At 41.1% G+C, this 16,574-nt stretch carries 15 protein-coding genes; 12 read left to right on the top strand and 3 right to left on the bottom strand.

From position 1 onward, the window contains the following. Positions 1 to 316 precede the first annotated feature (316 nt). The 4 genes from PseudUWO311_RS09505 to PseudUWO311_RS09520 all read left to right on the top strand — a co-directional run bounded on the left by PseudUWO311_RS09505 (position 317) and on the right by PseudUWO311_RS09520 (position 5,175). A complete protein-coding gene (locus tag PseudUWO311_RS09505) occupies positions 317 to 1,015 on the top strand; it encodes a PHP domain-containing protein (protein ID WP_142655012.1) in 699 nt (232 codons plus the stop codon). A gap of 166 nt (positions 1,016 to 1,181) precedes the next feature. Next, the gene (locus PseudUWO311_RS09510) at positions 1,182 to 2,684 is read left to right on the top strand and encodes an FAD-dependent oxidoreductase (protein ID WP_142655013.1); all 1,503 of its coding nucleotides are present in this window, start codon (positions 1,182 to 1,184) and stop codon (positions 2,682 to 2,684) included. 112 nt (positions 2,685 to 2,796) lie between these two features. Further along, on the top strand, positions 2,797 to 3,525 hold the full coding sequence (locus PseudUWO311_RS09515) for a winged helix-turn-helix domain-containing protein (RefSeq protein ID WP_142655014.1): 729 nt from the start codon (positions 2,797 to 2,799) through the stop codon (positions 3,523 to 3,525). A gap of 549 nt (positions 3,526 to 4,074) precedes the next feature. After that, positions 4,075 to 5,175, top strand: a complete 1,101-nt coding sequence (locus PseudUWO311_RS09520; protein ID WP_142655015.1) for a late competence development ComFB family protein — start codon at positions 4,075 to 4,077, stop codon at positions 5,173 to 5,175. Here the strand turns inward: PseudUWO311_RS09520 and yidD are convergent. Next, entirely contained in the window at positions 5,164 to 5,412 is a 249-nt protein-coding gene (gene yidD, locus PseudUWO311_RS09525; RefSeq protein WP_142655016.1) for a membrane protein insertion efficiency factor YidD, read from the bottom strand. The genes PseudUWO311_RS09520 and yidD overlap by 12 nt on opposite strands. Positions 5,413 to 5,556: 144 nt before the next feature. Between yidD and aguB the strand changes: the two genes are divergently transcribed. Then, positions 5,557 to 6,411, top strand: coding sequence for an N-carbamoylputrescine amidase (gene aguB / locus PseudUWO311_RS09530; protein WP_142655017.1), 855 nt, complete (start codon positions 5,557 to 5,559; stop codon positions 6,409 to 6,411). A 37-nt stretch (positions 6,412 to 6,448) separates the two neighbouring features. Here aguB and PseudUWO311_RS09535 read toward each other — a convergent pair whose 3' ends face one another. After that, the gene (locus PseudUWO311_RS09535; RefSeq protein ID WP_142655018.1) at positions 6,449 to 7,222 is read right to left on the bottom strand and encodes a metallophosphoesterase family protein; all 774 of its coding nucleotides are present in this window, start codon (positions 7,220 to 7,222) and stop codon (positions 6,449 to 6,451) included. 411 nt (positions 7,223 to 7,633) lie between these two features. On the opposite strand from PseudUWO311_RS09535, the gene truB reads away from it, so the two are divergent. After that, complete coding sequence (truB, locus tag PseudUWO311_RS09540; protein ID WP_223807515.1) at positions 7,634 to 8,602, top strand: tRNA pseudouridine(55) synthase TruB; 969 nt, start codon at positions 7,634 to 7,636, stop codon at positions 8,600 to 8,602. Positions 8,603 to 8,668: 66 nt separating this feature from the next. Here truB and htpG read toward each other — a convergent pair whose 3' ends face one another. Next, positions 8,669 to 10,564, bottom strand: a complete 1,896-nt coding sequence (gene htpG, locus PseudUWO311_RS09545) for a molecular chaperone HtpG (protein WP_142655019.1) — start codon at positions 10,562 to 10,564, stop codon at positions 8,669 to 8,671. Positions 10,565 to 10,788: 224 nt separating this feature from the next. On the opposite strand from htpG, the gene PseudUWO311_RS09550 reads away from it, so the two are divergent. The 6 genes from PseudUWO311_RS09550 (at position 10,789) to secG (ending at position 16,573) form a co-directional block, all read left to right on the top strand. Continuing rightward, positions 10,789 to 11,199: a hypothetical protein gene (locus tag PseudUWO311_RS09550; protein WP_142655020.1), complete on the top strand. Its 411-nt coding sequence runs from the start codon at positions 10,789 to 10,791 to the stop codon at positions 11,197 to 11,199. A 24-nt stretch (positions 11,200 to 11,223) separates the two neighbouring features. After that, a complete protein-coding gene (locus tag PseudUWO311_RS09555) occupies positions 11,224 to 12,036 on the top strand; it encodes a cell division protein FtsQ/DivIB (protein WP_142655021.1) in 813 nt (270 codons plus the stop codon). A gap of 139 nt (positions 12,037 to 12,175) precedes the next feature. Next, positions 12,176 to 13,459, top strand: coding sequence for a cell division protein FtsZ (gene ftsZ / locus PseudUWO311_RS09560; protein ID WP_142655022.1), 1,284 nt, complete (start codon positions 12,176 to 12,178; stop codon positions 13,457 to 13,459). A 162-nt stretch (positions 13,460 to 13,621) separates the two neighbouring features. After that, entirely contained in the window at positions 13,622 to 14,623 is a 1,002-nt protein-coding gene (locus PseudUWO311_RS09565) for a ribose-phosphate pyrophosphokinase (RefSeq protein ID WP_142655023.1), read from the top strand. Positions 14,624 to 15,291: 668 nt separating this feature from the next. Continuing rightward, positions 15,292 to 15,918, top strand: a complete 627-nt coding sequence (gene ntcA / locus PseudUWO311_RS09570) for a global nitrogen regulator NtcA (protein WP_142655045.1) — start codon at positions 15,292 to 15,294, stop codon at positions 15,916 to 15,918. A 301-nt stretch (positions 15,919 to 16,219) separates the two neighbouring features. Further along, positions 16,220 to 16,573, top strand: a complete 354-nt coding sequence (gene secG / locus PseudUWO311_RS09575; RefSeq protein WP_142655024.1) for a preprotein translocase subunit SecG — start codon at positions 16,220 to 16,222, stop codon at positions 16,571 to 16,573. The last annotated feature ends 1 nt before the right edge of the window (position 16,574 follow it).

Raw genomic sequence — 16,574 nt, forward strand, 5'->3', positions numbered from 1 at the left:
TAAGACTTATTTCATTTACTGGCTGTTTGAGCATTGCTATCTTTGCTTGGTAAGTAGCTAAGCACAATTAAATCTAAAACCTCAAAATCTTTACCGCCCGAGGCGCGGGCGGTAGAGATTTTATTCCTGAGTTTTTAATTGTTCTAAGGTATTTAGCGATGATTTAAGCAATTATTTAGGTAAATATGATTTGCTTGCCAGTGGGCTAAGTTTGAGAATCTATTTTGATAAAAGTTAAGATGCCTGCCCTTATCTGGGTAAAATTGTGATTAAGAAATTAAGAATTGTTAAAGATTTGCTTATGTAGAGATATGCCATGGTAACTCAAACTCCATTATTGATATCAGAATCGAGTGCAACCAGCAGGCTCCGAAATATTTTTGCGTCCGTCGATGCTGTGAGTTGTCCGCATAGGCTAAATTTCCATTTGCATACGGTTTATTCAGACGGCAAAATGCAGCCTGTGGATTTAATCCAACAGGCGATCTCATTGCGTCTATCCGATCTTGCTATCACCGATCACCATGCGATCGCAGGCTATTACATAGCTAAGCAATATCTTGAGCAATCAAAGAGTCAAGCCAATGATCCCCACACTTTGCCAACTCTCTGGTCAGGGATCGAAGTTAATGCCAGTTTGATTTTTACGGAAGTGCATATTCTTGGATACGGATTTGATCCCCAACATGAGGCGATGCATCCTTATTTGCAAGGTAAAACTACCGCAGGACTAGATTATCAAGCAATTAGTGTGATTAAGGCGATGCATTTGGCTGGTGGCTTAGCCGTACTTGCTCATCCAGCGAGATATAGGCGATCGCCTGAAGACCTGATCCCCGCCGCCGCCGCTTTAGGGATTGATGGCATTGAAACCTACTACGGCTATGACAATAGCGATCCTTGGAAGCCCAGTCCACGCCAAACCGAAGAAATTAGGATACTTGCGGAAGCATATGGATTAATGCATACCTGCGGGACAGACTCCCACGGGTTTAAAATTAGTAAAAGACTTTAAATAAAAAGCCTTGCTTAGCAAGGCTTTTTATGTGTTAGAAGGGTTGCCTAGTAGAAATAGAACCCAAAATATGTCCCGCCCGCTGAGCGGTCGGGACATATTTTGGAGGTTTATTTCTACTAGGGACTTGAAAAGAAAACAATCAGAATTATCGTTATTAAACAAAATGACAGAAAAACCAAAAGTAATCGTCGTTGGTGCAGGTTGGGCGGGGCTAGGTGCAACTTATCAACTCACAAAACAAGGCTATGACATAACCTTGCTAGAAGCAGGAGCGCAAGCAGGTGGACTAGTTGCAGGATGGAAAACACAAGGGGGCAAATCCGTTGAAGCTGGTATTCATGGCTTTTGGTATCCCTACTGCAATATTTTTTCCTTAGTTAAAGAATTGGATCTAGATCCATTTACGGCTTGGACTCGATCAGCGCAATATTCTCCCGCAGGCTTAGAAGTTGAGTCACCGATTTTTCAAGACTTACCACGCTTGCCTTCCCCTCTTGGGACATTTGCCTATACACAATTTAAAAGATTGCCCTTAAGCGATCGCATCTCAGCATTACCGCTGATGTATGCAGTCGTCGATTTTGATAATTCCGATGATGCATGGAAACGTTATGACGGCATGACCGCACGCGAACTATTTCGCCAATATGGCGTTTCAGAAAGGCTATACCGCGAATCCTTTGAGCCAATGCTGCTAGTCGGGCTCTTTGCCCCTGGGGAACAATGTTCGGCGGCGGCGGCTTTGGGAATGCTGTATTACTTCATCTTGGCGCATCAAGCAGATTTTGATGTGGTCTGGTGTCGCGGTACAGTTGGCGAAAAAATCTTTAAACCTTGGTGCGATCGCATTAAAGAACTCGGGGGCAAAATTCTCACTGATCGTCGTGTTAGTGATGTTCGCGTTGATGATTCTGGCAAAATTACGGCGGTAATTTGTGGAGATGAAAGCTTTGATGCTGATGCAGTAATCTTCTCCGTTGGCATTTCAGGAATGCAGAAAATTGTGTCAAACAGTCCTACTTTACAAAAGCGCAGCGAATTTCGTAACTTGATGAACTTGGGTGCGATCGATGTGTTGGCAGTGCGACTATGGTTCGATCGCAAAATCAATATTCCTCGTCCATCCAATGCCTGCTTTGGTTTTGATGTAACTACAGGCTGGACATTTTTTGATCTCAATGCGCTACATGATGAATATGCTGATGAGACAGGCTCAGTGATAGAAGTCGATTTTTATCATGCGAATCAATTTCTGCCCCTTGATAATCAGGAAATTGTTGCGATCGTCCAGAGATATCTTGCTTCCTGTTTACCAGAGTTTGAAACAGCTAAGGTTGTTGACAGCAGCATCATTCGGTTGCCTCGTGCAGTTACTCATTTTGCCCCTGGAAGTTATCAACATTTGCTTAGAGCAATCACCAGTTTCCCAAATTTATATATGAGTGGAGACTGGGTGATTACCAATCATGGCTCATGGTCACAGGAAAAAGCTTATGTCACAGGGTTAGAAGCAGCAAATCTCGTCATGCAACAATTTAGTCAGGGAAACATGACTCAGATTTTGCCGATTGAATCTGATGAGCCTCATATCCAGATTGCGCGATCGCTTAATCAAACCCTAAGAAATATAGCAAAATCCTTGATCCCTAATTTCTCGCTGCCATAATTAGTTTGCAGTTTGTTACACCTTTGGTGACAAACTTTTAACGCTAATTCATAATTCGTCAGCAATCAATGTAAAATTGGATACGGTTAGACTAACCTAATAAAACTTTTTTATGCTCTTAACAGAACAAGCTCCCTCAACTGCTAAAAACACTGTCGGTTTTGTCTTAGTAGTGGAGGATGAAGCGATTATTCAAGAGGCGATCGCGCTATCTTTGCGTGAAGAAGGTTACAGTATTTTACTGGCAGAAGATGGCTATAGTGCTCTACAAATTGCTAAAACCGCGCCAAGGCTAGATTTAGTAATTTTAGATGTAATGTTGCCATCAATAAATGGACTAGATTTTTGCCGTATTTTGCGTCACGAAGGTAATAATGTCCCTGTATTGATGATTAGTGCTAGAGGTAATGAATCCGATCGGATTATCGGCTTAGAGGTTGGAGCTGATGATTATCTCAGTAAACCCTTTGGGATGAAGGAACTAGTGGCTCGTTGTCGAGCATTGCTACGCCGCAGCCGTCGAGATTTTGTACCTACAAATGCAACGGTATATAAGTTTGGTGATATCACAATGTATCCTGACGAATGCCGTGTAACGATAAATGAAGCAGAAATCAATCTTTCCCCCAAAGAATTTCGGTTGCTCGATCTATTTATGAGTCATCCGCGTCGGGTATGGTCACGAGAGCAGCTACTAGAGAAAGTCTGGGGAGTGGACTTTGTGGGTGATAGCAAAACTGTTGATGTACATATTCGTTGGCTACGCGAAAAAATCGAAGTTGATCCTAGTGATCCTAAGCATATTGTTACTGTCAGAGGCTTCGGCTATCGTTTAGGTTAAATATAAGGAAGGGAGTCGAAGACTCCCTTCCTTATATTTTATAGTTGTCGCCAGTCTTTGTTAAAGCATTTTTCGCTCAAACACAAACCAAGCAACGCTTTTAAAGCGTTGTTTGGTTTGTGTTTGATTAGTAATAGCCGTAGGATATAAAACCTAAAAAACGAGTGGCGGCGCAATGCACCGCCTTTCTCTTTTTGCTGTTTGATTTTCTAACTAATTAAATACAAAATATTTATAATTTTTCTGCTTTTTTGTGGCTTTTCTGATTTTTCAATCTCTTATTCTACTGAACAAGTTAAGCGATTTGTACGGTTAGTTTATCGATAGTTATTTGATAAATTAAACTTTAACAATGAAGTATAATCAGTAAATTTTCCAAAATATATAATATTTTATAGCTGAGGGGAATACCAAAAAATATCATTAATATGGCAATCGATTCTTTTGGCGATAATCATATCAATTAATCCAGAAAATTAAATTAAAAACTTTATTGTTTACTCAGTGCTAAGACCCTAATTAGTATGAATTCTAAGCAAGTAGAAAGTTATGCATATATTTATCAATGTCTTAGAAGAGATAATTGTTAAAGAAGTTAGAATTCAAATCGAAGAACTACGTCCAAAGATACAACCAAAAGTTAAAGTTGCCGAAGCTGTAGGCTATGCACTTAATCGACTACCACCTTTATTTGCCACGTCAATGATTGGTTGGAAATATCAATATGACTATTCTTTAAATGAACTATATCCACAAATTTCTCAAACAGTCAATCATGGTATTAAAGCTATTTTATTTGGCGACCTGTTGCATGACACTACGCCTTTACCTAAGCACTTATTTCTAAATAATGCAGGGGTATTACACCAACTCAACCAACTACTTAAGCGCAAATATTTACGATGGCGAGATGTCCCCATCATTGTTAGGGAACTGTCTGATCAATGTTCGCACTTTAGCCAATTCAATAATTCACAGGATCAAACAGTAATTCAAGGTATTGAAGAAACTCGATTACAAGATGTTAATCATTTAAATCATCAGCACCGAGCAGTTCTTTCCAGTTCAAAAAGGTTTATGCAAAAGCAGCTAGTTCAAAAGCAGCAAGAAGCCTTTCGACTAGAATTGGAAAAAGCTTGGGATTCTCATCTAAAAACCTCTGAAGGTTCATGGTCTAGTGATAAACGGGCTAAGGATGCCTTAGAAATGGAATATAGAGCTTTAGAATCCTATACGTTGGGGGCTGAATTAGGAATAGTAAATGTACTAGAACATCTTGTGTTTCAAATAATCGAGAAAGCGACACCCGAAATAAGTCAACAATTTAATAAAGGCGAGGTGGTTGCCTACGCACTCAATCGGTTGCCAGCAATGTATGCTACGAGTGTGCGTGGGTTCCGCCACTTAAGACAAAAAGCTGTTTCTGAGCTTTCTCGCGAACTAATTGGCAATGTGCGGACTGGCATCATGAAAGTCCTAAAGATTCCTCATACAGAGTTGCAACCGATCGCAGCCTATCGCTTTACTCAGGAATATGAACATGCAATTTTAGATTTACGCACTTATTTAAGACGTAACGACATTACTCTGCATAATGTTGTGGCGATTGTGCAAGATTTATTGTTATGTCAATCTGCATCAAGGCAATGATGTTGGCTCATCTTGATGAACTAGTAGTTCTGGCACAGGATCGTACCCACCAATATTCCAAGGATGGCAACTACAAACTCGTTTAACAGCTAGCTTCCCTCCTTTGAATAAACCATAGCGATCAATCGCTGTCAAAGCATATTGCGAGCAAGTAGGTTGAAACCGACACCTCGGTGGAAATAATGGTGAAATAAATAATCGATAAAACTGAATCAATAAAATAACAAGTTGTTTCATGAATGTTTTCGTGACTGCGCTAGGCTATTGATAAAGCTGTCGCCACCCAACCCCAAAGAAGCTTGAGTCGGGCGCGTAGCGCCGCCTCAAGCTAGCGCAACAGTTATGTAACTCCATTTTAACGTTTCTATCCTAAATATCCTGATGTCATCCTCTAAAACTGTCACGATCGCTGTTATTCAGGCATCCCTAAATGCTGATATAGCTACTAATGTTGCTAAAATCTCCGACTTAGTGAGCAAAGCAGCCCATCAAGGTGCACAGGTGATTTTGCCACCAGAATTATTTGAAAGCCCTTATTTTTGTCGAGAGGAGCGCGATCGCTTTTTTGACTGGGCGCAACCTGTAGAAAATCATCCGACGATTGCTCATTTTCAAAAGCTGGCTCAAGAACTAAATGTGGTAATTCCTGTTTCATTTTTTGAGAAATCAGGACAGGTCTATTACAACAGTCTTGCCATGGTTGGTGCAGACGGCTCATTGCTGGGAGTCTATCGCAAAAGCCATATTCCCGACGGGCCTGGTTATGAAGAAAAGTTTTATTTCCGTGGTGGCGATACAGGCTTCAAAGTTTGGGACACAGCTTTTGGCAAAATTGGCGTAGGCATCTGTTGGGATCAGTGGTTTCCTGAATGCGCCAGAGCAATGGTATTGATGGGTGCAGAGATTTTGCTATACCCAACTGCGATCGGCTCAGAGCCAGAGGAGCCAAATCTAAATACCAAAGATCCTTGGCAACGCGCCATGATTGGTCATGCCGTTAGTAATGTGATCCCTGTGGCGGCTGCAAATCGGATCGGCTTAGAGGGAAATCAAACTTTTTATGGTCATTCCTTTATTGCTAACCATCGCGGCGATAAGGTCGCAGAGTTGAATGACACCGAAGAAGGCGTGATTTTAGCCAGTTTTGATCTCGATCAAGTACGACTTAATCGTGCCTCATTTGGATTTTTTCGCGATCGCCGCCCTGATTTGTATCAAGTTTTATTGTCTCCATAACAAATGCGCGGCTGCCCGAAGGGCAGCCGCGCATTTGTTATACCCAAGACCATCGTCGTTTGGGGGCATTTGTCTTGCCAATTTCTAGTCTTTGAGATCGCGTCGGCATTGGCTCAATCACAGTTGTAATATCTGAGAGTGAATTTACCCTTAACTCATTGGTAAAAGTATTGCACTGATAAACTGTTGCCGAATCGATATCCAATGCCGATAACCAACCACTCTTTGGATGGTATCCCCCAGTATCAATATCAAGCCAGCCCTTACCCAATACTAAATTTCCTGGCTTTACCCCAGGGAAAACAAAAGTGATTGTATGTCCAGTAATAATAATTTTGTCTTCAAAGAAAGGCTCAGTAGCACTATGAAATTCTTCGCGAATCCAACAAAATTCAGCAGCGCCCTGTAATTCAAGCGGTAAATTAGGATTTAAGCCTGCATGGACTAGCCATACATCACCTAAATCCATATAAAGCGGTAATTGCTTCATCCACTCTAAATGAGCTTCTGGTAAACGTCCTTCTCCATAGCTTGCCAAGGTGTTAGCACCACCATTCAGCAACCAACCTTTCCAGATTAATGATGCTTCATTACTGCTAAAAGCATCAAGACACATTTGCTCATGATTTCCCTTTAGGCAAGTATGACCATTGTCAATTACCCATTTCACAACGTCAGAACTACGCTCGCCGCGATCGATCAAGTCGCCCAAAAAAAACAATTTGTCACTAGGACTACACTTAATGAAGTCAATTAACTTCATTAAGCCATCAAACTGACCATGAATATCTCCGAATACTAATCGAGCCAACTTATCTCACCCCATATCACAAATGGTGAAGGCAAAAACATAAAGTATTGAAAGCTAACGATAGGCATGAACGAGGTACATAAGTCTAGAGTATTTTTTAAGACTCATACAACTTTAGAAGAAACTTTTCTTTTATCTACTATCAACATTTTATGACAGATTTTCCTTGCTTACGTTCCATTTAGTCTCCTGCGGAGATCATAAAACTTCCAAAGTATCATGATTTTGGATTGAGTTGTTCCAATATCAGTAATAATCCAGCAATTTCATTATGAAACCAATTTGGGGTTTTCCAGTACCTGTAGCGCTAGAAAGCCCAAAATTGGTTTTAATATTTAGTACATAAACCATAGACAGTATGAACGATATGCCTTCCTATCTTCGCTTTCTAAGGTTTAATTAAAAAACGCCATGTTTTTTGTAATTTTTATGATCAATGGATTTATTAGTATCGATAAGCCGCCATTTATTACGGCTCATGACTGCATAAGTAAATTACGAAAACTGCTTAAGCAAAAGAAAATTGGTCATGGCGGTACACTTGATCCAATGGCTACAGGGGTTTTACCGATCGCAGTTGGCTATGCCACAAGACTTTTAAGATTTTTACCAGAAGGTAAAGCTTACGAGGCAAAGATTAAGTTTGGGGTGGTGGCGAATACTGATGATATTACTGGTGAAATTTTAAGCGATCGCCCTTGCCCAGATTTAAAACTTGAGGACATTGAGAAATTATTACCTTTATTTCAAGGCAAGATTACTCAACGTCCGCCAGCTTTTAGTGCTATTCAAGTTAATGGTAAACGTCTTTACGATCTTGCTCGTAGGGGCGAGATTGTCGAATCTGATATTCCGATCCGCTCTGTGGAAATTACCGAAATTCGGGTTTTAAATTGGAATACGGGGGAATATCCAGAATTAGATGTGGCGATCGCCTGTGGTTCAGGTACATATATTCGGTCGATCGCCAGAGATTTAGGGGAAAAGCTGGGATGTGGCGCGACGTTGTCAGGACTTAGACGTACTTATAGTAATGGGTTTGATTTAAATTCGAGTTTGACTTTTGAGCAAATTGCGGATCTGTTGCGATCGCGGAGTTTTGAAGTTCTTGCTCCCGATCATGGTTTGCATTTCTTGCCAATGATGTCTCTTGATGAAGATGCGACAAAACGTTGGTGTATGGGACAGGTGATTGCAATAAAGGATGTTCTTACCGAAGGTGAGAATGTTCTTACCGAAGGTGAGAATGTTCTTACCGAAGGTGAGAATATCCTTTCACAGTACGTAAGAATGTGCGATCGCGATCAAAAGTTTTTAGGCGTTAGCGAAGTTATTGAAGCTGGGTTACAACCAATTGTTGTTTTAAATCCCATAAATTAAAAAAAGAGGGCGCAATGCGCCCTCTTTTTTATATAAATTGCGGCGTTCCGCGCCGCAATTTATAGTTTAAATTTTGCTAGTCAACTTAGTTAGCAATTGATTAGAACGCTGCAAGAAGCCCTTCATGCTATCAGCATCAAAGCTCTTCTGTGCCATCAGTGCCAAGTCATAGACATGCGTACAAATCAAGTTGGCAAGATCCAATGATTCTGATTTGCCACCAGCCAAAATTTGACTACTATCAAGCTCAATCAACTTCTCCATGAGCGGGTGCGTCGTATTTACAAGTAACACATGATCTTCAGGGAAGCTCACCGTACCTTGCTGCATCAATGCCATCATTTCTTGCATCCGTCGCGCTGATTCGGGCAGCAGAATGATTGCAGGTGGGGCAGAAGACACATCTTCAGTTTTAATCGCCTCAGTGCGAATTACCAATTTGGGCTTATTCAGCGCTGCACGGAAAATATCTTGGAGATGATCGCTCTTGGTTTTATTAGTTTTGGGATCGACAATTTCTGTGTTCGCTCCCTTATCAACTAGGCGATCGTCAATTTCGGCATCAACACGGGAGAATTTAATATCTTTAAATTCTCGCTCAAGGAAATTAATGAAGTGACTATCAATAAACGCATCAAAGGTGAGCACTTCTAAGCCTTGGTTTTTATGCAATTCCACATAAGTACCTTGAGCGATCGGATCAGAAGTGTAGAACACTTGGTTTTCATGCTCAGCTTTGTTGCGCTCCAGATAGGCTTGTAAAGTGGTGTAATTGCCGCTTTCACTCTTGACCTCATCAGATTCATTAGTGGTGGAATAGACCAAAATTTCCTTGACTTGCTGATAAAACTTATCGCTGTTCATAGAGCCAAACTTCATAAATATGCTGATATCTTGCCAGCATTTCAGAAATTCTTCACGGGAGTCGCTGTAAAGAGCGGTTAGGCGATCGCCTACTTTCTTAGCAATAAAATCTTGAATCTTCCGAACCTTGGGATCGCCTTGCAAGAAGCTACGTGAGACGTTTAAAGGAATATCGGTGCTGTCGATCGCCCCACGTAAAGGCATCAAGAACTTAGGGATCACATCATCGCAATTGTCGCTGACAAAAACGTGATTGCAGAAAAGTTTGATCTGTCCGCGATTTGGGTCAATATCCGCCTTCATCTTGGGAAAATAAAGAATCCCCTTAATCACAAATGGATAATCTGTGTTCAGATGAATCCAAAACAGAGGATCATCTTGGTAAGGATAGAGATAACGATAAAACTCTAAATATTCGTCGTTAGTAACTGATTTAGGAGATTTGTCCCATAATGCAGTTTGTTTGTTAATGACTTCGTCATTAAGCTTGATTGGTACAGGCATGAAGTCGCAATAGTTGCGAATCATCCGCTTGATCGATGCTTCTTCTAGATATTCTTCAGCATCCTCTTGCAATGTCAAGGTGATCGTCGTACCAACATTGGTGCGATCGCTGCCATCAAGTGTAAATGTCGTTGAGCCATCACAAGTCCAATGAACTGCTTCAGATCCTTCTTTGTATGACAAGGTATCGATCTCAACATTGCTCGCCACCATAAATGACGAATAAAAGCCTAAACCAAAGTTCCCGATGATTTGTTGATCGCCAGTGCCACTACTCGCATATTTAGTAGCAAATTCTTGGGCACTAGAAAATGCAACTTGGTTTATGTATTTCTTTACTTCATCAGCTGTCATGCCGATGCCAGTATCGATGATCGCTAGAGTTTTTTTCTCCTTATCAATCGTCACCACAATTTCAGGATCGGCAGAGTGGTTTGTTTCACCAGCGTAGGAAACCATCTTAAGTTTGCTAATGGCATCTACGGCATTAGAGATCAATTCCCGCAAGAAGATATCTCGCTCTGAATATAAAGCCTTCTTGATAATGGGAAAGATATTCTCGGTATGAATGCTGATCGTTCCCTGCTCTTGCATATCGCGCAAAGCTCCTAATTATTACTAAATGTATTACTAAATGTTTCTAAGTCTTAACCAAGCCTGATTATAACGAACCAATAGCAATATCAAAGCCCTGTAGCTTGTCGCGTTCTCCGTACCTACAAACCCAAAACTTAAGAAGTGGCACTTTGCACCACATCTTATAGTTTTGGGTTTATTAATTAAGTAGCGAAGCACAATTAAACATAGAACCAAAAAATATGCAGCCCGCGCAGCAGTCGGTGCATATTAGGAAAAGCCCCGCAGCTAATCTTGACTTTGTGAAGGTTTGCAAAGCAAATCTATACATTTTTGTAACTCTAGTTGAAAAACCAGATTTGCTCATCTATTGTGATACCAGCACTTTTGAATCAACCATTACAGATATGGCGATCGCAGCAGTTATCTACATCTCAGTGTCTGTACTTTTAGTAATAAGTGCAGGTATATTTTTTGTTAAAGCTATCCATTCTTTAATGGACAGAAAACAACCATCAAATTACAAACTTACAAAACAAGTAATGTTTTTGCGCCCTAAATCTAATGATCCCTTAGCTATTTCTTCCCGACGAGAAGAAATCATTGCTATGCTGGAACGGCAATTTGCTAGTAGCCCATCATCTGACTCCTAGCACTATGAACTAGTAGGAGTAAAGATGACGGTTGAATTCCCTATCTCCACTGGAGAGGCAGACTATGTGGCTCGCCGCAAACAACTGCGAAAACAACGCCGCCTTCGCATCTTTCAAGGTATTTGGCAATTAACATTCATCACAGGACTTACGGGAGCCATGCTCTGGGTAGCTATGCTCCCAGAATGGCAACTTCGTAGTGCTAACCAAATTGAGATTGAGGGTAACAATCTCCTTTCCAAAGAAACCATCAAAAAATCTCTAGCAATTCAATATCCTCAGTCGATTTTTCAAATTCAACCGCAATTGATCGCGACCCAATTGGAGGCAAATGCCCCAGTTTCCAAGGTTTTAGTTTCGCGCACAATTTTTCCGTCAAAGTTGACCATTCAAGTCCAAGAACGTTTGCCGATCGCTAAGTCTACACGCAAGGGTCAGCAAGGATTTCTCGATGCTGAAGGCATATGGGTATCTGCTAAAGCTTATCCGTCAAATATTAATAAACCAAATCTCGTAGTTCTAGAGCCAAGTAATCGAGCAATCAGTCAATGGTCAACCCTTTATCGCCAAGTTAGCCAAAGTCAGGTCAAAATTTCGCAAGTAGATGCTAGAGATGAATCAAATCTTATTTTGAATACAGAGCTCGGTCTGGTATATTTTGGCACATACAAGCCATCGCTTTTTACTACACAGTTAGAGACACTTGATCGTCTGAGAACATTGCCCGAAAGACTGAAATCAAAAAGTTTTAACTACATTGATATCAGTCAACCCAATAATCCAATTTTGGAAATGAATGTATCACCAAAAGATAAATCTTCAGAAACAAAATCCTAAACTGTCGTTTTAAGGCTATTATTATTTTTTTCTGGTAGGTTTAAACTGTTACTCGAACTTTTGACTCGAATGGGGTTTAAGCTTAGCAAAATCTAGAGAGTATCAGTAAAACGATTCTATTTATGACATCCCTCGATAAATGACATCTCAAAATGACTGGTCAAATTTGGACTCAAATGGTTCGGCAAACGGAGAAGTAGACGTGCAAATGGATGAACTTTCTGAGTTTTCAAATAACTCTAGACTACACCTAAGTCACTCTCACAATCGTATGAAGCAGCAGTTAGGCGTTGATGCAAAAGCGGATAATATCATGTTGGGCAGTGTTGCAAAAATTAAGGTAATTGGTGTTGGCGGCGGCGGCGGCAACGCTGTAAATCGCATGATTGCAAGCGATGTGGTTGGTGTAGAGTTCTGGTCGTTTAATACCGACGCTCAAGCATTGCTCCAATCATCCGCCTCTAAACGCTTTCAGATGGGTCAAAAACTGACCAGAGGTTTAGGTGCTGGCGGTAATCCTGCGATCGGGCAGAAAGCCGCCGAGGAGTCACGTGATGACATCGCGGCAGCCGTCGAAGGAGCCGACTTAGTATTTATTACCGCAGGTATGGGTGGTGGCACTGGCACTGGAGCCGCACCAATTATAGCTGAGGTAGCCAAAGAAGCTGGGGCATTGACGGTTGGTATAGTCACCCGTCCCTTTACCTTTGAAGGTAGAAGGCGTGGACAGCAAGCTGAAGAAGGAATTGCAGGTTTACAGAGCCGCGTTGACACCCTGATAGTGATCCCCAACGATAAGTTACTCTCGGTGATTTCTGAGCAAACACCAGTCCAAGAGGCGTTTAGGGTTGCTGATGACATCCTGCGTCAGGGAGTACAGGGTATATCTGACATTATTATGATTCCTGGACTGGTTAATGTTGACTTTGCAGATATTCGCGCAATTATGGCGGATGCAGGATCAGCAATGATGGGCATTGGCATCGGCTCAGGCAAGTCTAGAGCCAGAGAAGCGGCTATGACTGCTATTTCTTCACCTTTACTAGAAACTTCAGTCGAAGGGGCAAGTGGAGTTGTCTTTAACATCACAGGTGGCGAAGACATGACATTGCATGAAGTCAACGCAGCCGCAGAAACGATTTATGAGGTTGTTGATCAAAACGCAAATATTATCTTTGGGGCAGTGATCGATCCCAAGATGGATGGAGAGATTCGGATTACGGTAATTGCGACTGGCTTTGCTCCCAAATCACATCCAGCGATACCACCACAAATTTCTAAAAAAGTTCAACCTCTACCTCCTAGCGCACAAACAAGAACGTCAACTTCTTCAATGCCGAGTACATCTCAGCCCGAAATTAAGCTTAGTAAGCCAGGACTAGATATTCCCGATTTTTTACAACGTCGCCGCCCACCTAAATAAAAGCCATAAATTTAGAGGCTATGCTTCTAACTTATGGCTTTTATTTCCTGCTGGATAAAAAGTGGCTGAAAAAATATCTAATTTAATCATAAACAGATAGTGCGAATAGCGGATTAAGCCTGACAATAGAAAGATGGCTATGTTACCTCCTGATAAATTGCAGTGACACACTTAACGACGACTACTAGGCATGGACTTCATCGACTACCTTCTTTAAATAGTGGTGAAGACCGACTTAGGCTGTTTGCTGGCTCAGCAAACTTGCCACTTGCCCAAGAGATTTCCCGTTATTTAGGTATCGAACTAGGGCCTATGGTGCGAAAAAATTTCGCTGACGGGGAAGTCTATGTGCAAGTACAGGAATCGATTCGGGGTTGTGATGTTTATCTGATCCAACCCACCTGTCGCCCTGTTAACGACCATTTAACCGAATTATTGATTATGATTGATGCCTGCCGTCGCGCATCAGCAAGACAGATCACCGCAGTGATGCCTTACTATGGCTATGCACGAGCCGATCGCAAAACCGCAGGACGTGAGTCTATTACTGCGAAATTAGTTGCTAACTTAATCGTGCAGTCTGGAGCTGATCGCGTAATTGCGATGGACTTGCACTCAGCACAGATTCAGGGATATTTTGATATTCCTTGCGATCATGTTTATGGCTCTCCAGTTTTATTTGACTATCTCAATGAAAAGAAGCTGCCTGATCTAGTAGTGGTTTCACCAGATGTAGGGGGAGTAGCTCGTGCTCGTGCTTTTGCCAAAAAACTTGATGATGCTCCTTTAGCAATCATTGATAAACGTCGCCAAAGTCATAATGTGGCTGAGGTGATGAATGTGATTGGGGATGTGTCGGGTAAAACTGCAGTTCTTGTCGATGACATGATTGATACGGCTGGAACTATTTATGAAGCGGCTAAGCTCTTGAGAAAAGAGGGGGCACGACAGGTTTACGCTTGTGCAACCCATGCTATTTTTTCGCCACCAGCGATTGATCGACTATCAAGTGGCGTGTTTGAAGAAGTAATCGTGACTAACTCGACCCCCGTGAGGCAGGAGAACTACTTTCCCCAATTGCGGGTACTATCAGTTGCCGACCTCTTGGGGGAAACAATCTGGCGAGTTCACGAAGATACTTCGGTAAGCAGCATGTTTAGGTAGAGATCGCTTTTCATACTCCAAAAAGGTCAGTTTTTATTTCGTAATTATTTTCACAATCATACTTAATTCAAGAAAATGTACAGTATGATACAAATTGTAATTATGTAGTAAGTTTAAGTGAGAATACTTATATCTATATCCCAAATAAACTCTCTAAATTTTGACCTATTTCGGCGAATCAAATGAATTTTCACTGCTTTCTAAAGTGACTACTTATAGGGCAATGTACTGTGAGACTACGTGTATCTTTACTCTTTACATAAGATGAAAAATAACATGTGTAACTAAACTTGATTGTGTGGTGGCATACTTTCCTAGCAATTGTCATCAGAACTAATTTTAGGATTTTCGGCACCAGCGCTGCTAAAAATCCTAAAACTGGCTTCATTAAAGTTGCTAATACTTTGTTGAAGATTAGCGCTCACAATTGATTGCAACTTTTGATGCTTTATCTGTTTTCTAGTCTGAATAAGCTCTAATACCAATTCATGAAAGTAATGCAACCATTCCATGAATTAAAAGTAAAACCCATCAAGGTTTTTGGATTCTAAAAATGACGTTGTCATTTTTAGAATTGGTATAAATGATGCTTTATATATTGTTTTATTTTTGGTTAAAGAGGATATATAAGATTGGCTGACCGTGCTCTTGTTGAAGTCTTTCGCGAAATGAATGGGGGAATGTTCCCACCCATGACGGAAACGTTTGAACGCGGTAAGACGATTTTTTTCCCAGGTGATCCTGCTGAACGTTTTTACTTTTTAGTTAAAGGCGCTGTAAAACTTTCTAGAGTTTACGAAGCAGGTGAAGAAATTACTGTAGCCCTATTACGCGAAAATAGTGTGTTTGGGGTTTTGTCTTTGATTACAGGCAATCGCTCTGACCGCTTTTATCACGCAGTCGCATTTACACCTGTTGAGCTGCTTTCTGTGCCGATTGATCAAGTTGAAAAGGCTTTGAAGGAAGATCCTGAATTGCCAATGGTGTTATTGCGTGGATTGTCATCGCGGATTTTACAAACTGAGATGATGATTGAGACTCTTGCCCATCGAGACATGGGATCGCGGCTAGTCAGTTTTTTGCTGATTCTTTGTCGTGACTTTGGCTCGCCTTCAACTGATGGTGTGACGATTGATTTGAAGCTATCACATCAGGCGATCGCAGAAGCGATCGGCTCTACGCGAGTAACGGTAACTCGATTGCTTGGCGATTTGCGAAAGCAAAAGATGATCGCGATTTCAAAGAAAAAGATTACAGTACATAACCCAATTGAGTTAGGTCAGCAATTTGCTTAAAGAAATTAGATGCGTTGCTTAGCAACACATCTAATTTCTTTAAGCAACTCAGCATAATTAAAAAAACAAGGTCAAAATCTGTACCGCCTGCTACGCAGGCGGTACAGATTTTGGGATTTTAAATTTAATTTTGCTTAGCTATTTATACCAATTCACAAAAGTGTGGTAACACTTCTGTGAATTAAAAATCAAACCCTGTAAGGGTTTTAAAAGCATAAAATGGCGTAGCCATTTTATGCTTTGGTATTAGTAGATGCGTTAAGCTGTTTATAGAAAACCATATAAAGAAAAATATCTAAAAATGTACGAAACTTTAAAAATAGTCTGGTCTATTGTCGCTATTTGCTTAGTGGTCTTAATCCTATTACATAGTCCTAAAAGTGATGGTTTGGGTGGATTTAGTGGTCAAGCTCAATTGTTCTCAAGTACGAAAAGTGCTGAAACAGCACTGAATCGAGTCACTTGGTTCTTAACCGCAGCTTTTTTGGGATTAACAGTAATGCTTAGTGGTGGTTGGCTTACTAAATCAACGGGAACGACTCCGATTCCAGCACAGGTTGCTCCTGCAACTCAGTCTGCACCAAATGCGCAACCAATCCCCTTAAATTTACCTGCACCAACTCCAGCAGCAACTCCAGAAAGACCTCTGCAATAAC

The organism is Pseudanabaena sp. UWO311 (assembly GCF_006937785.1).
Taxonomy (GTDB): Bacteria; Cyanobacteriota; Cyanobacteriia; order Pseudanabaenales; family Pseudanabaenaceae; genus Pseudanabaena.